The 17255-nt window shown below is 66.1% G+C and carries 17 protein-coding genes and 1 pseudogene; 13 read left to right on the top strand and 5 right to left on the bottom strand.

Going from position 1 to position 17255, the window contains the following annotated elements; genetic code table 11:
* Nucleotides 1-138: 138 nt before the first annotated feature.
* Nucleotides 139-618 carry a 2-isopropylmalate synthase gene (locus ACZ5IQ_RS18915; RefSeq protein WP_061001666.1) on the top strand — a complete coding sequence of 160 codons (480 nt, stop codon included), beginning with the start codon at nucleotides 139-141 and terminating at the stop codon, nucleotides 616-618.
* A gap of 18 nt (nucleotides 619-636) precedes the next feature.
* Here ACZ5IQ_RS18915 and ACZ5IQ_RS18910 read toward each other — a convergent pair whose 3' ends face one another.
* Nucleotides 637-2118, bottom strand: coding sequence for a cytochrome P450 (locus ACZ5IQ_RS18910; RefSeq protein ID WP_267323509.1), 1482 nt, complete (start codon nucleotides 2116-2118; stop codon nucleotides 637-639).
* Nucleotides 2119-2244: 126 nt separating this feature from the next.
* Between ACZ5IQ_RS18910 and ACZ5IQ_RS18905 the strand changes: the two genes are divergently transcribed.
* Together ACZ5IQ_RS18905 and ACZ5IQ_RS18900 are read left to right on the top strand one after the other, a co-directional pair.
* Nucleotides 2245-2877 carry a TetR/AcrR family transcriptional regulator gene (locus tag ACZ5IQ_RS18905; RefSeq protein ID WP_267323508.1) on the top strand — a complete coding sequence of 211 codons (633 nt, stop codon included), beginning with the start codon at nucleotides 2245-2247 and terminating at the stop codon, nucleotides 2875-2877.
* Nucleotides 2878-2904: 27 nt separating this feature from the next.
* Complete coding sequence (locus ACZ5IQ_RS18900; protein WP_061001669.1) at nucleotides 2905-3762, top strand: SDR family oxidoreductase; 858 nt, start codon at nucleotides 2905-2907, stop codon at nucleotides 3760-3762.
* Nucleotides 3763-3781: 19 nt separating this feature from the next.
* Here the strand turns inward: ACZ5IQ_RS18900 and ACZ5IQ_RS18895 are convergent, their stop codons facing one another.
* From ACZ5IQ_RS18895 to ACZ5IQ_RS18885, 3 genes are read right to left on the bottom strand one after another with little or no spacing between them, the layout of a single operon-like run.
* The gene (locus ACZ5IQ_RS18895) at nucleotides 3782-4942 is read right to left on the bottom strand and encodes an AAA family ATPase (RefSeq protein WP_064860712.1); all 1161 of its coding nucleotides are present in this window, start codon (nucleotides 4940-4942) and stop codon (nucleotides 3782-3784) included.
* Nucleotides 4942-5970 carry a DNA polymerase IV gene (locus ACZ5IQ_RS18890; RefSeq protein ID WP_464480100.1) on the bottom strand — a complete coding sequence of 343 codons (1029 nt, stop codon included), beginning with the start codon at nucleotides 5968-5970 and terminating at the stop codon, nucleotides 4942-4944. Before ACZ5IQ_RS18890 ends, ACZ5IQ_RS18895 begins: the two co-directional genes overlap by 1 nt.
* 1 nt (nucleotide 5971) lies before the next feature.
* Nucleotides 5972-6562: a TetR/AcrR family transcriptional regulator gene (locus ACZ5IQ_RS18885; protein ID WP_406774260.1), complete on the bottom strand. Its 591-nt coding sequence runs from the start codon at nucleotides 6560-6562 to the stop codon at nucleotides 5972-5974.
* Between the two features lie 147 nt (nucleotides 6563-6709).
* Here ACZ5IQ_RS18885 and ACZ5IQ_RS18880 point away from each other — a divergent pair, with 147 nt between their 5' ends.
* The 7 genes and pseudogenes from ACZ5IQ_RS18880 (at nucleotide 6710) to ACZ5IQ_RS18850 (ending at nucleotide 11884) form a co-directional block, all read left to right on the top strand.
* Nucleotides 6710-7249: an NADPH-dependent FMN reductase gene (locus ACZ5IQ_RS18880; RefSeq protein WP_064860710.1), complete on the top strand. Its 540-nt coding sequence runs from the start codon at nucleotides 6710-6712 to the stop codon at nucleotides 7247-7249.
* Between the two features lie 179 nt (nucleotides 7250-7428).
* On the top strand, nucleotides 7429-8712 hold the full coding sequence (locus ACZ5IQ_RS18875) for a PucR family transcriptional regulator (protein ID WP_135357344.1): 1284 nt from the start codon (nucleotides 7429-7431) through the stop codon (nucleotides 8710-8712).
* Nucleotides 8713-8810: 98 nt separating this feature from the next.
* A complete protein-coding gene (locus ACZ5IQ_RS18870; RefSeq protein WP_061001674.1) occupies nucleotides 8811-9356 on the top strand; it encodes an RNA polymerase sigma factor in 546 nt (181 codons plus the stop codon).
* Nucleotides 9353-10060: a Rieske (2Fe-2S) protein gene (locus ACZ5IQ_RS18865; RefSeq protein WP_061001675.1), complete on the top strand. Its 708-nt coding sequence runs from the start codon at nucleotides 9353-9355 to the stop codon at nucleotides 10058-10060. The genes ACZ5IQ_RS18870 and ACZ5IQ_RS18865 overlap by 4 nt, the downstream gene beginning before the upstream one ends.
* 199 nt (nucleotides 10061-10259) lie before the next feature.
* Nucleotides 10260-10592, top strand: a complete 333-nt coding sequence (locus ACZ5IQ_RS18860) for a cupredoxin domain-containing protein (protein ID WP_374704303.1) — start codon at nucleotides 10260-10262, stop codon at nucleotides 10590-10592.
* Nucleotides 10589-11521 (top strand): metallophosphoesterase family protein, encoded by a 933-nt coding sequence (locus tag ACZ5IQ_RS18855; RefSeq protein WP_064860709.1) that lies wholly within the window; start codon nucleotides 10589-10591, stop codon nucleotides 11519-11521. The genes ACZ5IQ_RS18860 and ACZ5IQ_RS18855 overlap by 4 nt, the downstream gene beginning before the upstream one ends.
* Nucleotides 11518-11884 (top strand): annotated as a pseudogene (locus tag ACZ5IQ_RS18850) (hypothetical protein). The gene ACZ5IQ_RS18855 and the pseudogene ACZ5IQ_RS18850 overlap by 4 nt, the downstream one beginning before the upstream one ends.
* 151 nt (nucleotides 11885-12035) lie before the next feature.
* Here the strand turns inward: ACZ5IQ_RS18850 and ACZ5IQ_RS18845 are convergent.
* Nucleotides 12036-13253 carry an IS110 family RNA-guided transposase gene (locus ACZ5IQ_RS18845; RefSeq protein ID WP_406783714.1) on the bottom strand — a complete coding sequence of 406 codons (1218 nt, stop codon included), beginning with the start codon at nucleotides 13251-13253 and terminating at the stop codon, nucleotides 12036-12038.
* Nucleotides 13254-13922: 669 nt separating this feature from the next.
* Here ACZ5IQ_RS18845 and nrdH point away from each other — a divergent pair.
* From nrdH to nrdE, 3 genes are read left to right on the top strand one after another with little or no spacing between them, the layout of a single operon-like run.
* The gene (gene nrdH / locus ACZ5IQ_RS18840) at nucleotides 13923-14162 is read left to right on the top strand and encodes a glutaredoxin-like protein NrdH (RefSeq protein WP_020104016.1); all 240 of its coding nucleotides are present in this window, start codon (nucleotides 13923-13925) and stop codon (nucleotides 14160-14162) included.
* A gap of 31 nt (nucleotides 14163-14193) precedes the next feature.
* A complete protein-coding gene (gene nrdI / locus ACZ5IQ_RS18835; protein WP_138249859.1) occupies nucleotides 14194-14646 on the top strand; it encodes a class Ib ribonucleoside-diphosphate reductase assembly flavoprotein NrdI in 453 nt (150 codons plus the stop codon).
* Nucleotides 14613-16781, top strand: a complete 2169-nt coding sequence (gene nrdE / locus ACZ5IQ_RS18830) for a class 1b ribonucleoside-diphosphate reductase subunit alpha (protein ID WP_346416775.1) — start codon at nucleotides 14613-14615, stop codon at nucleotides 16779-16781. Before nrdI ends, nrdE begins: the two co-directional genes overlap by 34 nt.
* The last annotated feature ends 474 nt before the right edge of the window (nucleotides 16782-17255 follow it).

Here is a 17255-nt window from a genome sequence, read left to right as displayed (position 1 = left end):
GGACTAACCTCGGCGACCATGCTTCACATGCTCGTAGTAGCCAGTACCCACAGCGGGGTCTGATCCTGACCGACCCCTCGCTGTGGGTCGGACGCTACTACCTGTCGGTCACTCCTTTCGAGCAGAAAAGACCGACGCATGTTCACCTCCACCGCCATTTCCACCACTCGTTTCGCGGATCTGTTCGACCGTCCCGTGCCTCGTGACCTGCGCGAACACGCAGAAGCGATGTGTCACGACACGTTCGTCGACCACTACGGCCACCAGGGTGGTCCGATCCGTCTGGGCAGTTGGGGCGCCGCGGGCGACGACGACCTTCGTCGCGGCATCACCGCTCCGCGCCGGTACCGCGCCAGCATCGCCGTCGGCGACCGCATCGCGACCTCTACGGCCGCCGCGACCGGCCCCGTCGCAGCCCTGACCGCGATGCTGCACGAGCGCGGCATGGCCGTCGAGATGATCAAGTTCCATCAACTGCCCGCCGTCGGCGGCGGCATCGCGACCTTCATCCACGGCAGCGACGGCGTGCGCTCGGAGTGGGCCATGGGCTGGGCGCGCGACCCGGTCCAGTCGGCGCTGCGGGCGATGATCGCGTGCGCGAACCGGCTGCACGCCTAGTCCCGTTCGGCAGAAGTATCAGCGCAACGGCCGCAACACGATCGGCATGCCGTCCACCGGCACGGCCATGCCGCCGTAGTCGTACCACGGCTCGTAGCCGGGGTGGGTCAGCTCCAGGCGGTACTGGCGCAGCAGCCGGTGCATCACGGTCTTGATCTCCAGCTGCCCGAAGACCATGCCGATGCACTTGTGTGCGCCACCGCCGAACGGGGCGAAGGCGTAGCGATGCGCCTTGTGCTCGCTGCGCGGCTCGGCGAACCGTTCGGGGTCGAACCGCATGGGGTCGGTCCACAGCTCGGACAGGCGGTGGTTCATGCCGGGCCACGTGACGACGTCGGTTCCCGCCGGGATGTAGTAGCCGAGCAGTTCGGTGTCCCGGACGGCACGGCGGAAGTTGAAGCCCAGCGGCGTCTGCAACCGCAGCGACTCGTTGATCACCAGGTCGTAGGTTTCCAGCTTCTCCAGTGACTCGATGTCGAGCGGCGCGTCACCGATGCGCTCGGATTCCTCGCGGAGTTTGTCCTGCCACTGCGGGTTGGCCGCCAGGTGGTAGGCCATGGTCGTCAGCGTCGAGGTCGTGGTGTCGTGCGCGGCCATCATCAGGAAGATCATGTGCGCGACGATCTGGTCGTCGGTGAAGGTCTGACCGTCTTCGTCCTGCGCATGACACAGCACGCTGAACATGTCGGTGCCCTCGGAGCGGCGCTTCTCGGCGATGGAGCTCGAGAAGTAGTCCTCGAGCGTCTTGCGGGCCTGCACGCCGCGCCACCAGGCGAAGGGGCGCACCGGCTTCCGGATGATGGCGTTGCCGGCGCGGGTCGTGGTGGTGAAGGCCTGGTTGATGGTGGTGACGAGCTTGTGGTCGGTCCCCGCGGGGTGTCCCATGAACACCTCGGACGCGATGTCGAGCGTCAGCTCCTTGACCGCCGGGTGGAACAGGAATCGGGGATCGTTGGCCACCCAGTCGTTGGCCAGCACTTTGGTCGCCACGGAATCGATGTGCGAGACGTAGCCCGTCAGCCGTGAGCGGGTGAACGCCTCCTGCATGATCCGGCGGTGGAACATGTGCTCGTCGAAGTCGAGCAGCATGAGGCCGCCCTCGAAGAACGGACCGATCACCGGATCCCACGCGCGCTGCGAGAAGTCCTTGTTGCGGTTGGAGAACACGGCCTGCGTCGCGTCCGGCCCCAGCGCCATGACGGCCGGCAGCGCCGGCGTCTGCGCGTAGTACAGCGGCCCGTGCTTGCGGTAGATGTCCAGGACGTAGTCGGGCCCGCCCCGGAACACCTCGATCAGGTGTCCGATGACCGGCAGCCCGGAGTCGCCCATGATCGGCTTCAGGCCGCTGCCTGCGGGCGGCTCGGCGAGCTTGAACTGATCCCAGTCGGTGGCCAGCAGCCGCTTCTCGATGACGCCCATGCCCGGCACCGTGACGGGTGTCGGCTTGAGGCGCCGCATGGCCTGATCGAGGAGGTAGTTCGGGGTGCTGATGGTCGCCATCCAGGGATTCCTGTCTGCTCTTGATGCTCTTTTGTGGTGAAAGTCACCACCTGTTGTCATCTTGGCTGCCATACTTGACGCGTGTCAAGTTTGAATTGGCGTGTCGGCGATGACATCGTGAGCGCCATGAGTGCTGAAGTCGAGACGGCCGACAAGGGCCGTAGTCGCGGCGACAAGCAACGCGACGCCATCATCGAGGCGGTTCGCGAACTGCTGGAGGAGCGGCCGTTCGCCGATCTGTCGGTCAGCACCATCAGTGCCCGCGCCGGTGTGGCGCGGTCCGGCTTCTACTTCTACTTCGACTCGAAGTACTCCGTGCTGGCCCGGATCGTGTCCGAGGCGATGGAGGAACTGGACGAGCTCACCCACAACTTCGCGCCGCGCGAACCGGACGAGACGCCGGCATCCTTCGCCAAGCGCATGGTCGGTAGCGCGGCGGCGGTCTACGCCATCAACGACCCGATCATGGCGGCGTGCACCGCAGCCCAGAACACTGACGCCGAAATCCGCGACCTGATGGCCGACTTCGAGGACGGCGTCATCGACAAGATCGTCGGACTCATCGAGCAGGACGCCGGTCGGCGCCCGATTTCCGACGACTTGCCGGCGTTGGTTCGCACCCTGGTGTCGACCACGGCCTACACGCTGTCGCGAGACAGCGCGTTCATCGGACGGGGCGGCGACCCGCAGCGCGCCGTCGACATCGTGGAACGACTGTGGCTCAGCGCCTTATGGGGTGGCGGCCAGGTCTCTGTCTGAAAGACGGGGCCTGTGTAGGGTCGGGCCATGACGCGGTGGAGCGGCTACGCAGGCAAGCGGTGTTTCGTGACGGGGGCGGCCAGCGGCATCGGCCGGGCGACCGCGCTCAAGCTGGCCCAGCAGGGCGCGGTCCTCTATCTGACCGATCGTGACGCCACCGGGCTGGAACAGACCGTCGCCGACGCCAGGGCACTCGGCGGGGAGGTGGCCGAACACCGCGCGCTGGACATCTCCGACTACGACGCCGTCGCGGCTTTCGCCTCCGACATCCACAGCCGGCACGAGGCCATGGATGTGGTGCTCAACATCGCCGGGATCTCAGCCTGGGGCACCGTCAGCACCCTGACCCATCAGCACTGGCGGTCTATGGTCGACGTCAACCTGATGGGGCCCATCCACGTCATCGAGACCATGGTCCCGCCCATGGTGGCCGCCGGCCGCGGTGGTCGGCTGGCCAATGTCTCATCGGCCGCGGGCATCGTCGCGCTGCCGTGGCACGCCGCCTACAGTGCCAGCAAGTACGGCCTGCGCGGGGTCAGCGAGGTACTTCGCTTCGACCTGGCACGGCATCGCATCGGGGTGTCGGTCGTGGTGCCGGGCGCGGTGAAAACGCCTCTGGTGCAGACGGTTCAGATCGCGGGCGTGGATCGCGACGATCCGCAGGTGCAGCGCTGGGTGGCCAGGTTCGCCGGACACGCGGTGTCGCCCGAGCAGGCTGCGGACAAGCTGCTGTCCGGGGTGGCCAAGAACCGGTTCATGGTCTACACGTCACCCGACATCCGGGCCCTGTACCTGTTCAAGCGGCTGGCGTGGTGGCCCTACAGTGTGTCGATGCGTCAAGTGAACGTGTTGTTCACGCGCGCCTTGCGGCCGAAGCGTGGCTGAACCCCAAAACTGCTGAGCTTCAGCGCTTTCCCCAGTCCCACGGCGGCGCGGTGAGCATGGTCTGGCCGTCGATCCGGGTTTCGCCCCACTGCTTGACCAGTTCGACTTCGCTCGCGTCGCACGCGGCCAGCCGCTCGCGCAGCCGTGCCGAGTGGGTGACGACGACGACCTGCGTCTTGCGTGCGGCGGCGGCGATCATGTCGGCGAGCGGGCCCACCAGGTCGGGGTGCAGGGACGTCTCCGGTTCGTTGAGCACCATGAGCGCGGGCGGTTGCGGCGTCAGCAGGGCGGCGCCCCAGAGCAGGAACCGCAGTGTGCCGTCGGACAATTCGGCCGAGCGCAGCGGCCGGAGCATGCCGCGTTGGTGCAGCTGCAGTTCGAACAACCCTCCGTCGGAGCTGACCGATATCTCGGCGCCGTCGAACGCATCGCCGACCGCGCGCGGCAGATCGTCGAAACCGGCTTCGAGGATGGTCTGCACGGCGGCGGCCAGGTCGTTGCCGTCGTTGCTCAGCACCGGGGTTCGGGTGCCCACCTGGCGGCGGCGGGCGGGCGCGTCGCGGTCGACGCGGAAGCCGTCGTAGAAACGCCAGTCGCGCAATCGGTCCCGGACCGCGGCCAGCTCGGGCAGCGCCTCGGGGTTCGCGTACTCCGCGAGGACGCTGCGGTAGCTGGGCAGGGCGCGGGTCAGTTCATCGAAACCGCGGCCCGAGTCGGATGCCACCTCGGCGTAGGTCCGGGTGCGACGGACCAGGGCGCTGCTGGGCCGGGGAGAGGGCCCGGCGAACACGGTCTCGCGTTTGATCTCGGGGTCCTGGCCGAACATCGAGTTGTGCCCGGGGTCCTGCGGCAGGCCGAGGTCGATGAAATAGCCGAAATCGGTTGCCGCGAAGCCGAGTTCGAGTGATACGGGCCGGGTCCGGCTGGTGCCCTCGGTGGTACCCGTCCGGCGCGCGCCGCTGGTGTTCTCCGGCCCGGCCCACAGCACCGACTGCAACCCGCCCTCGCGGGCCAGGGACCCGATGACCTCGCCGCGTCCGCAGTCGGCCAGCAGCCCCAGTGCCCGGTACACCGAGGACTTGCCGGTGCCGTTGGCTCCGGTCACGACGGTCAGCTCCGACAGCGGCAGGACGATCTCGCGCAGCGACCGGTAGCCCCGGATGGCGATGGTGGTGAGCACTACTGCGGCATCTCCAGTTCCAGCCGCACCCCGAGCAGCCGCACCGGCCGGTCCAGTTCGAAGTCGTGCAGCAGATCGATCGCGGTTCGGGTGATGGTCTCCAGATCCGTACCGGCCATCGGCAACTTGCGAATCTTGGTGCGGGTGAAGAACGTTTTGGTGCGCAGGGTCACGGCCACTCGGGTGACGACACGGCCCTGCTCGACGATCTCGTCGAGAGTCTGGCGGGCCAGCTCGCTGACGGCGGCGTCCATCTCGGCGACGTCGGTGAGGTCTGCCGGGAACGTCACCACGTGGCTGCGTGACCGCGGCACCCACGGTTCAGCCGTGACGTTGCTGTCGCCGCCGCCTTTGGCGAGCAACAGGATCCACAAGCCTGTGGTCGGACCGAAGGTTGACGTGAGCAGCTCAGCGTCGGTGCGGGCCAGCTCCGCGACGGTGGTGATGTCCAGCTCGGCCAGCTTTTTCGCGGTCTTGGGACCCACGCCCCAGAGCGCGTCGACAGGCCGGTCGCCCATGACCGTCATCCAGTTCTCGGCGGTGAGCGCGAAAACCCCGGCCGGCTTGCCGAATCCGGTGGCGACCTTGGCACGCTGCTTGTTGTCGCTGATGCCGACGCTGCACGACAGGCCGGTCTCGGCGGCGATCACGGCGCGAATCTTCTCGGCCAGCTCGAACGGGTCAGCCACGGCCGCACCGACATACGCCTCGTCCCAGCCCCACACCTCGACCGGATGGCCGAGGTCGCGCAGCAGGCCCATCACCTGTTCGGAGGCTTCGTCATAAGCGGGTGCGTCCGAGGGCAGGAAGACGGCCTCCGGGCATTTGCGGGCGGCGGTGCGCAGCGGCATCCCGGCGTGGACGCCGAATTCCCTTGCCTCATAGGAAGCGCACGTGACCACCTTGCGGGGCTCGGTGGGGTCACCGCTGCCGCCGACGATGACGGGCAGACCGACCAGCTCAGGGTGCCGGCGCAATTCGACGGACGCCAGGAACTGATCGAGGTCGACGTGCAGTACCCAGGTCATCTCAGGTCCCGCAAAGCTTGCGCGCCACGCTTTCCCACGCATCGCCCTGCGCCTGCAGGCTGTGACCCAGATCGTCGAGCTGGTGGCTGATGTAGTCGGCGTCGAGAAGAGCCAGCAGGGCATCGGTCTGGGCGTCGAGGTCTCCCGTGGTGCCGGCGGTGTGCAGCAGCATCCGGACGTGGGTGCGGTGGACGGCGGCGGCGGCCCCGAAGCGGCTCTGCGGATCACGCCCGGCGTCGGACAGCAGGGCGCGGTGCTGCCAGGCGAACTGAAGCCGGTCGCGGCCGTAGGCGAGCAGTCGTTCCAGCGGCGGTGCGCCGGGACCCAGCGGAGGTGGGCCGAACATCATGGCGTTCTGCTCGACCTGCTCGTCCTCGTCGAGGAGTACGAGCATGAGGCCGGCGCGGCTGCCGAACCGGCGGAACAGGGTGCCCTTGCCGACGCCGGCCTCGGCCGCGATGTCGTCCATGGTGACGGCGTCGGAGCCGCGCGCGGCGATGAGCCGGCGGGCCGCGTCGAGAAGCAGGAGCCGGTTGCGCGCAGCATCGCCGCGCTCGACCGGCGCAGCCGGACTCATCGGCAGACCCGCCATGGGCAGGTTCGTGGGCCGCAGTTGCGCCACCCCGTCGCTCATGAAAAAACTTTAACTCAGGCGGAATGAATCGGACCGCAGTCCGGTTGACTCGTGCGAGGATCGGTTCGCCGGAACGGTCCACAGAGACAAGCTAGGGGAAAGAAAATGGCAGATACCAAGGTCCTGGTCCTGGTCGGCAGCCTCCGCGCGGCCTCGCTCAATCGCCAGCTCGCCGAGGTGGCGGTCGAATCTGCGCCTGATGGCGTGACGGTACGTGTCGCGGACGGGCTGGCCGACCTGCCGTTCTACAACGAGGACATCGACAACGACTCGGTTGCCGAGGCGGTCGTCGCGCTGCGCCAGATCGCGGGCGACGCGGACGCGATCCTGGCTGTGACCCCGGAGTACAACGGCACCATTCCCGCCGTCTTGAAGAACGCGATCGACTGGCTGTCGCGCCCGTACGGCTCCGGCGCCGTCGCCGGCAAGCCGCTGGCGGTCATCGGGACCGCGCTCGGCCAGTACGGCGGGGTGTGGGCACATGACGAGAGCCGCAAGTCGTTCGGCATCGCCGGTGCGGATGTCGTCGACGTCAAGCTGTCCCTGCCGGCTTCGGCGTTCGACGGCAAGCATCCCCGCGAGGCGGCCGAGGTCGTCGAGGGCGTGCGTGGCGTGGTCGCCAAGCTGGCCGCCGAGGTCGGCTGAACACACCTCGGGTGAACATCAGGGCCGCCGGTATCCGCGAACGGATATCGGCGGCCCCGTTGCTGTGTGGCCGCTGAGCGAACACCGCGACGAAAATTCCGGTAGCTGCCGTTCTTCGGGGACAAACGGACTGACGACGAACTACGGTTTGGGGGTGGCCGGGAAAACAGGCAGTTAACGTGGCCGGTGGCGCAGACCGCACCGGCGCGGGTGACGCGTTGACGCAGGCGGTGGCCGGAATCGGCACGCGACTGGACGCTCGGCTCACCGACATCACGCGCTCCATCTCCGAGCTGCTGGTATCCGACATCGCCGAGCTGCGCGACGAAGAGCAACTTCAGCAGATCCTGGCAGACTCGGTCGCCGCGAACATCGATGCGTTCTTCGCCGCGGCGCGACACGGTATCTCGATCGACCTCCTGCATGCCCCCGCGGCCGCGATCGAACACGCGCGGCGGCTGGCGCAGCGCGACATCTCCGCCAATGTGCTAGTCCGGTCGTACCGGCTCGGCCATCAGGCGGTACTGAAAGAGGTCCTGGAGGAGGTCCGGACCGCGGACTTCGACCCGCAGCTGGCGTTGGACGTCTTCGACGTGATGTCGACGATCTCGTTCAACTACATCGACAGGATCTCCCAAGAGGTCATCGAGGTGTACCAACAGGCCCGCGAGAGTTGGCTGGAGAACCGGAACAGCGTGCGCATCACGGAGATTCGTGAACTGCTGGCCGGCGGCGACGTCGACATCGACGCCGCGACGGTGGCGATCCGTTATCCACTGCAGCGCACCCATCTCGCGGTGGTGCTGTGGTGCGACGACTCCGAGGACCGGTTGGCCGAGATGGAACGGTTGATCCAGCAGTTCGCCGCGTCGATCGGCGCGGCAGATTCGCCGCTTTTCGTCTCGGTCGACCGCGCCACGGCATGGGCCTGGGTCGCAGTGCCCGCGGCAGTGATCGCGGAGGCGGTGACGTGGCTGGGGAGCCTGGTGCCGGCCGACGGGCCGTACGTCGCCGCCGGCACTCCGCAGTCCGGCGTCGCCGGCTTCCGGCTGTCGCACCGGCAGGCCGAAGACGCCCGCGCCGTCGCGGTGGCGTCGGGCCCGCAGCGGCGCCGGTTCACCGCGTTCGGCCACCGTGGCATCGCACTCGCGGCACTGCTGGGGTCGAATGTCGATGCGCTGTCGGCGTGGGCCACGGAAGTGCTTGGCCCGCTGGCCTGTTCGACCGACGGCGACCAGCGCCTCCGGGAGACGCTGCAGGCCTTCCTCAAGGCGGGCGGCAGCAACAAGGCCGCGGCCGAGGAACTGCACCTGCACACGAACTCGGTGAAATACCGGGTGCAGCGGGCGATCGAACGCCGGGGCCGGCCCATCGAGGACGACCGGCTCGACGTCGAGGTGGCGCTGCTGCTGTGCAGTCTGTTCGGTGACCGGCTGCTGGACCCGGTGGACGACGGCGGGTGACGGTGTTGCCCGCGGCAGCCCGATGTAACCCCGGCGGCTATCTACTTGTCGAAGTGGTCCCGGGGTGTGCCGGGCCGCACCGATGAGACGGGGCCAATGTGTCTGCACAGCGTGATCCTGTGCACCGACCCCCGCTCCGCGTGGTGTCGTCGGATTCCCGGTATCCCGACTGGGAATCCGTCTACCAGGACAACGCGACGTGGGTCTACCGCACGATCTACGCGCGGGTCGGCAATCAGGCCGACGCCGAGGACCTCACCGCCGAGGTGTTTCTCGCCGCGCTGCGGCCGTTGCGGCTGACGGCAAGTGCTGCCGAGGTGCGGTCGTATCTGCGCAGTACCGCGCGCACGGTGCTCGCCGCGCACTGGCGCGAGACGATGGGGCGGGAGATCACGGTGATCGACCTGGACATCGAGGCGCCGCCGGAAGCCGAGGAGTCCATCAGTACCGCGCCGGACCGTGTCGCCGCGGTGTTGGACGCCCTGCCGGACAACTATCGACGCATACTGGAGCTGCGATTTCTCCAGACCAAGTCGATCAAGGAGTCCGCAGCGGAGCTCGGCGTCAGCGTCGCCAACGCAAAGGTGTTGCAACACCGGGCATTACGGCTGGCGGCACAGATCAACGAGAAGGGCGAGCCATGAACGCGCGGGGGTTGCGCCGGTACCTCGACGATCTGCTGCGTGGCCGCAAGCCGTCGCGGTTCACGCCCGACGACTTCGACGCGGCGCAGATGCGGACGGCGATCGACCTACAGGCGGCCCGGCCCGGCGCCGACGAGCCGCGTCCGGAGTTCCTCGCCGATCTGCACGCCAGACTCGCCGCACAGTTCGACGGCGACGACGCGGCGGCGCCGAAGCCGGGTTGGCTGCGCGCCAACCGACGGCAGGTGATCGTCGGGACATCGGCGGCCGCCAGTGCCGCGGTGGCCGCGGTCGCCGTCGACCGGGCGTTGGTGGGCCGCAGTGGGTCTGGCAAGCAGGACACCGCGAGCCAGGAGTTGGTTCCGTCGGCGGGGACGTGGCAGAAGGTCGCCGACAGCGCCGAGGTGTCGGAGGGTGCGGTGCATCCGTTCGACCTGGGCTCGGTCGTGGGGTTCGTGCGCAGGGTCGACGGGAACGTGCAGGGCATCTCGGGTGTCTGCACGCATCAGGGCTGCCGGCTCTGGTTCGACGGGCCGGACGACAGGTTGCGCTGCCCGTGCCATTCCACGTCGTTCGCCACGGACGGTCACGTCCTGACCCATCAGTTGCCGATTGCGCCAAAACCCTTGCCGAAGTTCGATGTTCGGGAGGTGGGCGGCGTGATCGAGGTTTTCGCGCCGACGCCGCCGAGCCAGCCGGCCTGAGGCGGTGTAACCCGCCGCCGTATCTGTTGGTGAGGGTGCGCAGGCGCGCCCGTACCCGACGACTACGGAGGTTCCCGTCGTGTCGCGACGATCCCTGGTGGCGCTCTCCGGCGCAGTCCTGTTCCTGTCCGCATGCACCTCGACCGTTCCACAAAGCTCAACTGCAACCGCGGTTTTCAGTTCCGGCGTCACGCCTGGCATGTCGGGCTCCGGGTCCGGACCCGCGATGGGCTCGATGACGATGGCCCCGCCCGAACCGGGCCACCAGGCGCCGATGCCGGCCGGCCCGAACGCCGTCAACATCGACAACTTCGCGTTCGCGCCCGACACGCTGACGGTGCCGGCCGGAACGACCGTGACGTGGACCAACCACGACGAAGACCCACACAACGTCGTCGCCGAAGGCGGTCAGTTCCGCTCTCCGACAATGGGTTCCGGCGCCACCTTCAGCTACGTGTTCGCAGCGCCCGGCACCTACACGTACGTCTGCGGCATTCACCCCTTCATGCACGGGACGGTGGTCGTCAAATGAGTGACTCGCAAGGCGACCCGCAGCAGATGAACCGCCGCCAACTGCTCCGGCACACGGCGTGGTTCGGCGCGGCCGTGGGGCTGTCGGTGGTCGGCGGGGAAGTGCTGTCGCACGTCGCAGGTAGCTCTTCCGGGCCGGCCGCGCAGCCCACGCTGCGCTTCGCCCAGGTCAGTGACAGTCACATCGGCTTCACCGGTGCCGCCAACACCGACGTCGCCGGCTCGTTCACCCATGCCATCGACACCATCAACAACCTCGGCTACACGCCGGATTTCGTCATCCACACGGGCGATCTGACGCATCTGGCCACGCCGGAACAATTCGACCAGGTCCGGCAGATGATGACCGGACTGCGCACCCCGCACGTGTTCACCGTTCCGGGAGAACATGATTCGGCCGACGACGCCGGCGCCAAGTACCGCCAGGCTTTCGGCGCGGGCACCCGCGGCGACGGCTGGTACAGCTTCGATATCGCCGGCGTACATGTCATCGCATTGGTGAACACACTGAACCTGAAGAAACTCGGCCACCTCGGCGTCGATCAACTCGAGTTCGTGGAGAAGGACGTCGCCGCGCTGTCGAGCGATACCCCGATCGTGGTGTTCAGCCACATCCCGCTGTTCGCGATGTATCCCGACTGGGGCTGGGGGACCGACGACTCCGCCCAGGCCCTGAGCTACCTGAAGCGGTTCGCCTCGGTGACCTGCCTCAACGGGCATGTGCACCAGGTATTTTCGAAGACCGAGGGCAACATCACTTTCCACAGCGGCACCACCACCGCTTACCCGTTGCCGCATCCCGGCGACGGTCCGGCACCGAAACCGCTGACGTTGCCGGCCGGCAAGCTGCACGACGCGCTCGGTATCCGTGAGGTCAGTTACCAGACCGGTCAGCACACGCTCGCGCTCAAGGAACGGACCCTGCTGTGACTCTTGTCTACCGTTTGGTGATCGCGGCGGCCATGGTTGTCAGCGGCGGTGTGCACGCCTACCTCTATGTGCACGGGTACCGACACATCCCGACGATCGGCACCGGCTTCCTGGTGCAGGCAGCGGTGTTCTGTGCCGTCGGCGCGCTGCTGGCGGTGGGTGCGCCGCGGTGGTTCGGATGGGCCTCGGGAGTGCTGTCGGCGGGGGCATTGGCGGCGTTCGCGCTGTCGCGAACCGTCGGCCTGTTCGGATTCGTGGGAGACGGGCGCCGAGCCGGTACCGTATGCAGTCCTCAGTGTGGTCGCCGAAGCGGTGGCCGTACTGGCGGCGGGGGTGTGGGCGGTACGCGCCACGCGGGGGTGATGGTCGCATGTGTCACGTCCGTCACGCCTGTACCACCGCAGTGATGCCCGTCGCGTGGAAATCGGCGTAGCTGGCCACTTCCGCCGGGCCGAGCCCGGCGCGTCGCGAGCGGCGCGTCGCCGCAACTTGATGCTCCTATTTCTGTTAATAGTCAAGCGGCGTGGTTGAGCTGGGTGTTTAACCATTGGCGGTAGGTAGCGGCGAGGGTGTCGTCGCGTTTGAGGCCGCGTTCGAGGCGGGAGATGTCGTTGGGCCATACGCCGAAGTGGTCGGCGACGGCGGTGAGAGTGATGTTTGTGGCTCGACGAGCCGGGCGGAGGTCGCTGTAGTCGTCGATCGGGCTGGGTGCGGTGAGGTGTTTGAACATCTCGCGGGCGATAGCGCGTTTGAGCATCCGCAGGATCTCTTTTTTGGACCGGCCGGCGGCGGTCTGGCGGGTGACGTAGTCGCGGGTGCGTTGGTCGTGGGCCATGCGGACCAGGGCGATGCGGTACAGGGCGTTGTTGGCGGCGCGGTCGCCGCCGCGGGAGAGTCGGTGGCGGCTGGTTTTCCCGGACGAGGCCGGGATGGGAGCGACTCCGGTGAGCATCGCAAAGGAGGCTTCGCTGCGGAGTCGTTGGGGGTTGGTGCCGGCGGTGATGATCAGTTGAGCGGCGGTGTCCGGGCCGACGCCGTGGGCGGCCCGGAGTGCAGGATTGAATGCAGCAGTGAGGGTGTCGAGCTCAGCAGTGATTTCGTCGGCCTGATCTTGCAGGAAGGTGACGCGGCGGGCCAGTGTTTTGCAGGCCGTCAGTACTGAGACCGTGACGGGATCGTTGTGTGTAGCGGGTCGGCATCTGGACAGCGCGGCCACGAGCGTCAGCGTGGTGGTGTAGCCGCGGTAGCGCTCGCGTATCTCGGCGGGAGCGGTGACGAGGAGGTCCTTGATCTGCTGGATGGCTGCGGTGCGGGCTTTGACGGCGCCGCGACGGGCGGTCAGCAGGGCTTTGAGTGCATTGGTGTGGGGGTCTTTGGGGACGGCTGGGCTGTTGCTGGCCAGCGCGGCGCGGGCGGCACTGTAGGCATCGAGCGGGTCGGATTTTCCTTGCCTGCGCCTGGCTGCCCGGTCGGGTCGGTTGACTTCAACGACGTGAATAGCGTTGGCCTGCAATGCTTGTGTGAGTCCGGCGCCGTAGCTGCTGGTGCCCTCGACTCCTGCGGTCACGATGTCACCAAAGCTGCGGGCCCAGCAGATCGCGGCCCAGTAGCCGGTGGGGTTGGTGCGGAATTCGGCGTCGCCGAGCGGTTGGCCGGTGTCGGTGATGGCGGCGACGTGGATGGTGTCCAGATGGGTGTCGGCGCCGATGACGACTCGGCGTGGGGATGTCACGATGGTGGTGTCCTCTCCGTAGTAATGAACCGTGCGGGTGGGTGACAACCCTGCGGGGCGGGCAGACAAGACATTGATGAGGAACGGCCAGGCTCCTGATTAGGTCATGTCCGCCCCGCTGGGCTCTCGGGGCAACGCTTGCTCGCGCGTCGCTGGTGAGACAGATCAAGTCGAAGACAACCCAGCAGGGCGTCAGTCGGTGGGAGGGTCATCACCAGCGGCGAACGAGCAAGGTCATCCTCGCCCGAACGGGTTGAACACAATCAATGTCGGTGGCTGGTGATAAACCGGTAGTCGGAGCGCGACACGCCCCCGGGTGTGATGTGCGACACGCCGAGAGAGTGTCTCGGATTCGGCCTTACGACCTGGGAATTTCACGAATGTTGTTCAGAACATCTTGTATCTGTTCGGTTTGTCGCCCACTAGGTGTAGTGTTTGACGGACCGACAGGCCCCCACAATTTGAGGGTCGGCCGGGGCCGCAAAGTCGGTCGGACGGGGATTCCCGGACGTGCTGACAGCAGTGGCTCGGGACGACCGGAGATGCGGGAATTTCAGGGGTTGCCGGGCCGCTGATCCGGATGGGGATATCAGCGGAAAGCGCTACCCCGTCAGTTGCCAGCCATGTTCAGTTCAGCTTCCAGGCCTTTCGAAGAGGAGTCGTACCGAGATGACCGTCACCGTGTACACCAAGCCGGCATGTGTGCAGTGCAACGCCACCTACAAGGCGCTGGACAAGGCGGGCATCGCTTACGAGAAGGTCGACATCAGCATCGATGACGAAGCTCGCGAGTACGTGCTGGCGCTCGGTTACCTGCAGGCCCCGGTCGTCGTGACCGACAGCGAGCACTGGTCGGGCTTCCGTCCCGACCGGATCAAGGCGCTCAGCACCGTGGCGGTCACCGCCTAGAAATCAACCAGCCGGGGGAGGAGAAGGAACAGTGAGCAATCTCGTCTACTTCTCCAGCGTGTCCGAGAACACCCACCGCTTCGTCCAGAAGCTGGGTATCCCGGCCATTCGCATCCCGATTCATGGACGTATCGAGGACGGGGTCATCGACGAGCCCTACGTCCTGGTGCTCCCGACCTACGGCGGCGGGCGTGCCACCCCGGACATCAACGACGGTGGCTACGTCCCGAAGCAGGTCATCGCCTTTCTCAACAATGAACACAACCGGTCGTTGATCCGCGGCGTCATTGCCGCGGGCAACAACAACTTTGGTGCTGAATTCGCTTACGCGGGCAATGTGGTCTCCCGTAAGTGTGGAGTTCCGTACCTCTACCGCCTCGAACTCATGGGAACCCCGGACGACGTCATCGCCGTCCGTGAGGGTCTGGAAGATTTCTGGAAGGAACTCTCGTGCCACCAACCGTCACAGCTGCAGAACCGGTAGCCGCCACCACGCACGCGCTGCCCGGTGAGAGCGACTACCACGCTCTCAACGCGATGCTCAACCTGTACGACGCGGACGGCAAGATCCAGTTCGACAAGGATGTGCTCGCGGCGCGGGAGTACTTCCTGCAGCACGTGAACCAGAACACGGTGTTCTTTCACAGCCAGGACGAGAAGCTCGATTACCTGATCGAGAAGGAGTACTACGAGCGCGAGGTGCTCGACCAGTACAGCCGCAACTTCGTCAAGCAGCTGCTGGACCGGGCCTTCGCCAAGAAGTTCCGTTTCCCGACGTTCTTGGGCGCATTCAAGTACTACACCAGCTACACCCTGAAGACTTTCGACGGCAAGCGCTACCTGGAGCGGTTCGAGGACCGCGTCGTCATGGTCGCCCTCACCCTGGCCGCTGGTGACACCGAGCTGGCCGAGAAGCTTGTCGACGAGATCATCGACGGCCGGTTCCAGCCGGCCACCCCGACGTTCCTCAACTCGGGCAAGAAGCAGCGCGGCGAGCCCGTGTCGTGCTTCCTGCTGCGCATCGAGGACAACATGGAGTCCATCGGCCGCTCCATCAACTCGGCGCTGCAGCTGTCCAAGCGCGGCGGCGGAGTTGCGTTGCTGCTCAGCAACATTCGTGAGCACGGCGCGCCGATCAAGAACATCGAGAACCAGTCTTCGGGCGTCATCCCGATCATGAAGCTGCTGGAGGACTCGTTCTCCTACGCCAACCAGCTCGGTGCCCGCCAGGGCGCGGGTGCGGTGTACCTGCACGCGCACCACCCCGACATCTACCGCTTCCTCGACACCAAGCGCGAGAACGCCGACGAGAAGATCCGGATCAAGACGCTGTCGCTGGGTGTCGTGATCCCGGACATCACGTTCGAGCTGGCGAAGAAGAACGAGGACATGTACCTCTTCTCGCCGTACGACGTCGAAAAGGTCTACGGACTGCCGTTCGCCGACGTCAACGTTACCGAGAAGTACTACGAGATGGTCGACAACGGCGCCATCCGCAAGACGAAGATCAAGGCGCGCGAGTTCTTCCAGACGCTCGCCGAGCTGCAGTTCGAGTCGGGCTACCCGTACATCATGTTCGAGGACACGGTGAACCGGGCCAACCCGATCGACGGCAAGATCACGCACTCGAACCTGTGCTCGGAGATTCTGCAGGTGTCGACGCCGTCGCTGTACAACGACGATCTGTCCTACGCCAAGGTCGGCAAGGACATCTCGTGCAACCTGGGCTCGCTGAACATCGCGAAGGCCATGGATTCGCCGGACTTCGCGCAGACCATCGAGGTGGCGATTCGTGCCCTGACCGCGGTGTCGGATCAGACGCACATCTGGTCGGTGCCGTCGATCGAGCAGGGCAACAACGACTCGCACGCCATCGGCCTGGGACAGATGAACCTGCACGGCTACCTGGCTCGTGAGCAGATTTACTACGGCTCCGAAGAGGGCATCGACTTCACCAACATCTACTTCTACACGGTGCTGTTCCACGCGCTGCGCGCCTCGAATCGCATTGCGATCGAACGCGGTACGAAGTTCGGTGGGTTCGAGAAGTCGAAGTACGCCTCGGGTGAGTTCTTCGACAAGTACACCGACCAGGAGTGGGTGCCGAAGACCGACAAGGTCCGCCAGATTTTCGCCGATGCCGGCATTCACATTCCGACGCAGGACGATTGGCGTTCGCTGAAGGAGTCGGTGCAGGCGCACGGCATCTACAACCAGAACCTGCAGGCCGTCCCGCCGACGGGCTCGATCTCGTACATCAACCACTCGACCAGCTCGATCCACCCGGTCGCGTCGAAGATCGAGATCCGCAAGGAAGGCAAGATCGGCCGCGTCTACTACCCGGCGCCGTACCTGACGAACGACAACCTGGAGTACTACCAGGACGCGTACGAGATCGGCTACGAGAAGATCATCGACACCTACGCCGCGGCCACTCAGCATGTGGACCAAGGACTTTCGCTGACGCTGTTCTTCAAGGACACCGCCACGACGCGTGACGTCAACAAGGCGCAGATCTACGCCTGGCGCAAGGGCATCAAGACGCTGTACTACATCCGGTTGCGCCAGATGGCTCTGGAGGGCACGTCCGTGGAGGGTTGCGTCAGTTGCATGTTGTAGTGATTGTTCGCTGACAGCGGGTTTCGTGACGGGTAGAACTCCGACCGGAGGCCTGATCTATGGGGTCAGGCTCCGGTCGGAGTCCGTTTATCGCTATGTCGGCCTCACAACAAAAACCGCGCAAGTACGCCTGCGACAGCATCTGAAAGTTGCTTGGGACGGGAGAAAAACGCCGTTCTACGACTGGTTGCGAAAGCAACAGCGTGACGACCTGGTCGTGGACCCGCTGGACTGGACAGACGGTCTCGACGAGCTAGGCGAGGCCGAGATTGCGTGGATAGCGCTTCTTCGGCAGGAGGGGCATCCACTGTTGAACTTGTCGGACGGCGGGCTCGGACCGACAGGCGTTGTGTGGACCGCGGAGATGCGGGAGGCAGCGAGGATTCGATCGACCGGTCGTAAGATTCCCAGCCGATTCGGTGAGGATGCGCCGTTCTATCGAGGGGAACACTCCGCGGAGCAACGAGCGAAGTG

It is taken from the genome of Mycobacterium toneyamaense, from assembly GCF_055384815.1.
The sequence above is the reverse complement of the archived record's forward strand: the minus strand, read 5'-3'. Positions and strand labels throughout refer to the sequence as shown.

Coding starts and splice junctions, on each gene's coding strand:
- ACZ5IQ_RS18915 (WP_061001666.1), top strand. CDS start 139: ATGTTCACCTCCACCGCCATTTCCACCACTCGTTTCGCGGATCTGTTC.
- ACZ5IQ_RS18910 (WP_267323509.1), bottom strand. CDS start 2,118: ATGGCGACCATCAGCACCCCGAACTACCTCCTCGATCAGGCCATGCGG.
- ACZ5IQ_RS18905 (WP_267323508.1), top strand. CDS start 2,245: ATGAGTGCTGAAGTCGAGACGGCCGACAAGGGCCGTAGTCGCGGCGAC.
- ACZ5IQ_RS18900 (WP_061001669.1), top strand. CDS start 2,905: ATGACGCGGTGGAGCGGCTACGCAGGCAAGCGGTGTTTCGTGACGGGG.
- ACZ5IQ_RS18890 (WP_464480100.1), bottom strand. CDS start 5,970: ATGACCTGGGTACTGCACGTCGACCTCGATCAGTTCCTGGCGTCCGTC.
- ACZ5IQ_RS18885 (WP_406774260.1), bottom strand. CDS start 6,562: ATGGCGGGTCTGCCGATGAGTCCGGCTGCGCCGGTCGAGCGCGGCGAT.
- ACZ5IQ_RS18880 (WP_064860710.1), top strand. CDS start 6,710: ATGGCAGATACCAAGGTCCTGGTCCTGGTCGGCAGCCTCCGCGCGGCC.
- ACZ5IQ_RS18865 (WP_061001675.1), top strand. CDS start 9,353: ATGAACGCGCGGGGGTTGCGCCGGTACCTCGACGATCTGCTGCGTGGC.
- ACZ5IQ_RS18860 (WP_374704303.1), top strand. CDS start 10,260: ATGTCGGGCTCCGGGTCCGGACCCGCGATGGGCTCGATGACGATGGCC.
- ACZ5IQ_RS18855 (WP_064860709.1), top strand. CDS start 10,589: ATGAGTGACTCGCAAGGCGACCCGCAGCAGATGAACCGCCGCCAACTG.
- nrdH (WP_020104016.1), top strand. CDS start 13,923: ATGACCGTCACCGTGTACACCAAGCCGGCATGTGTGCAGTGCAACGCC.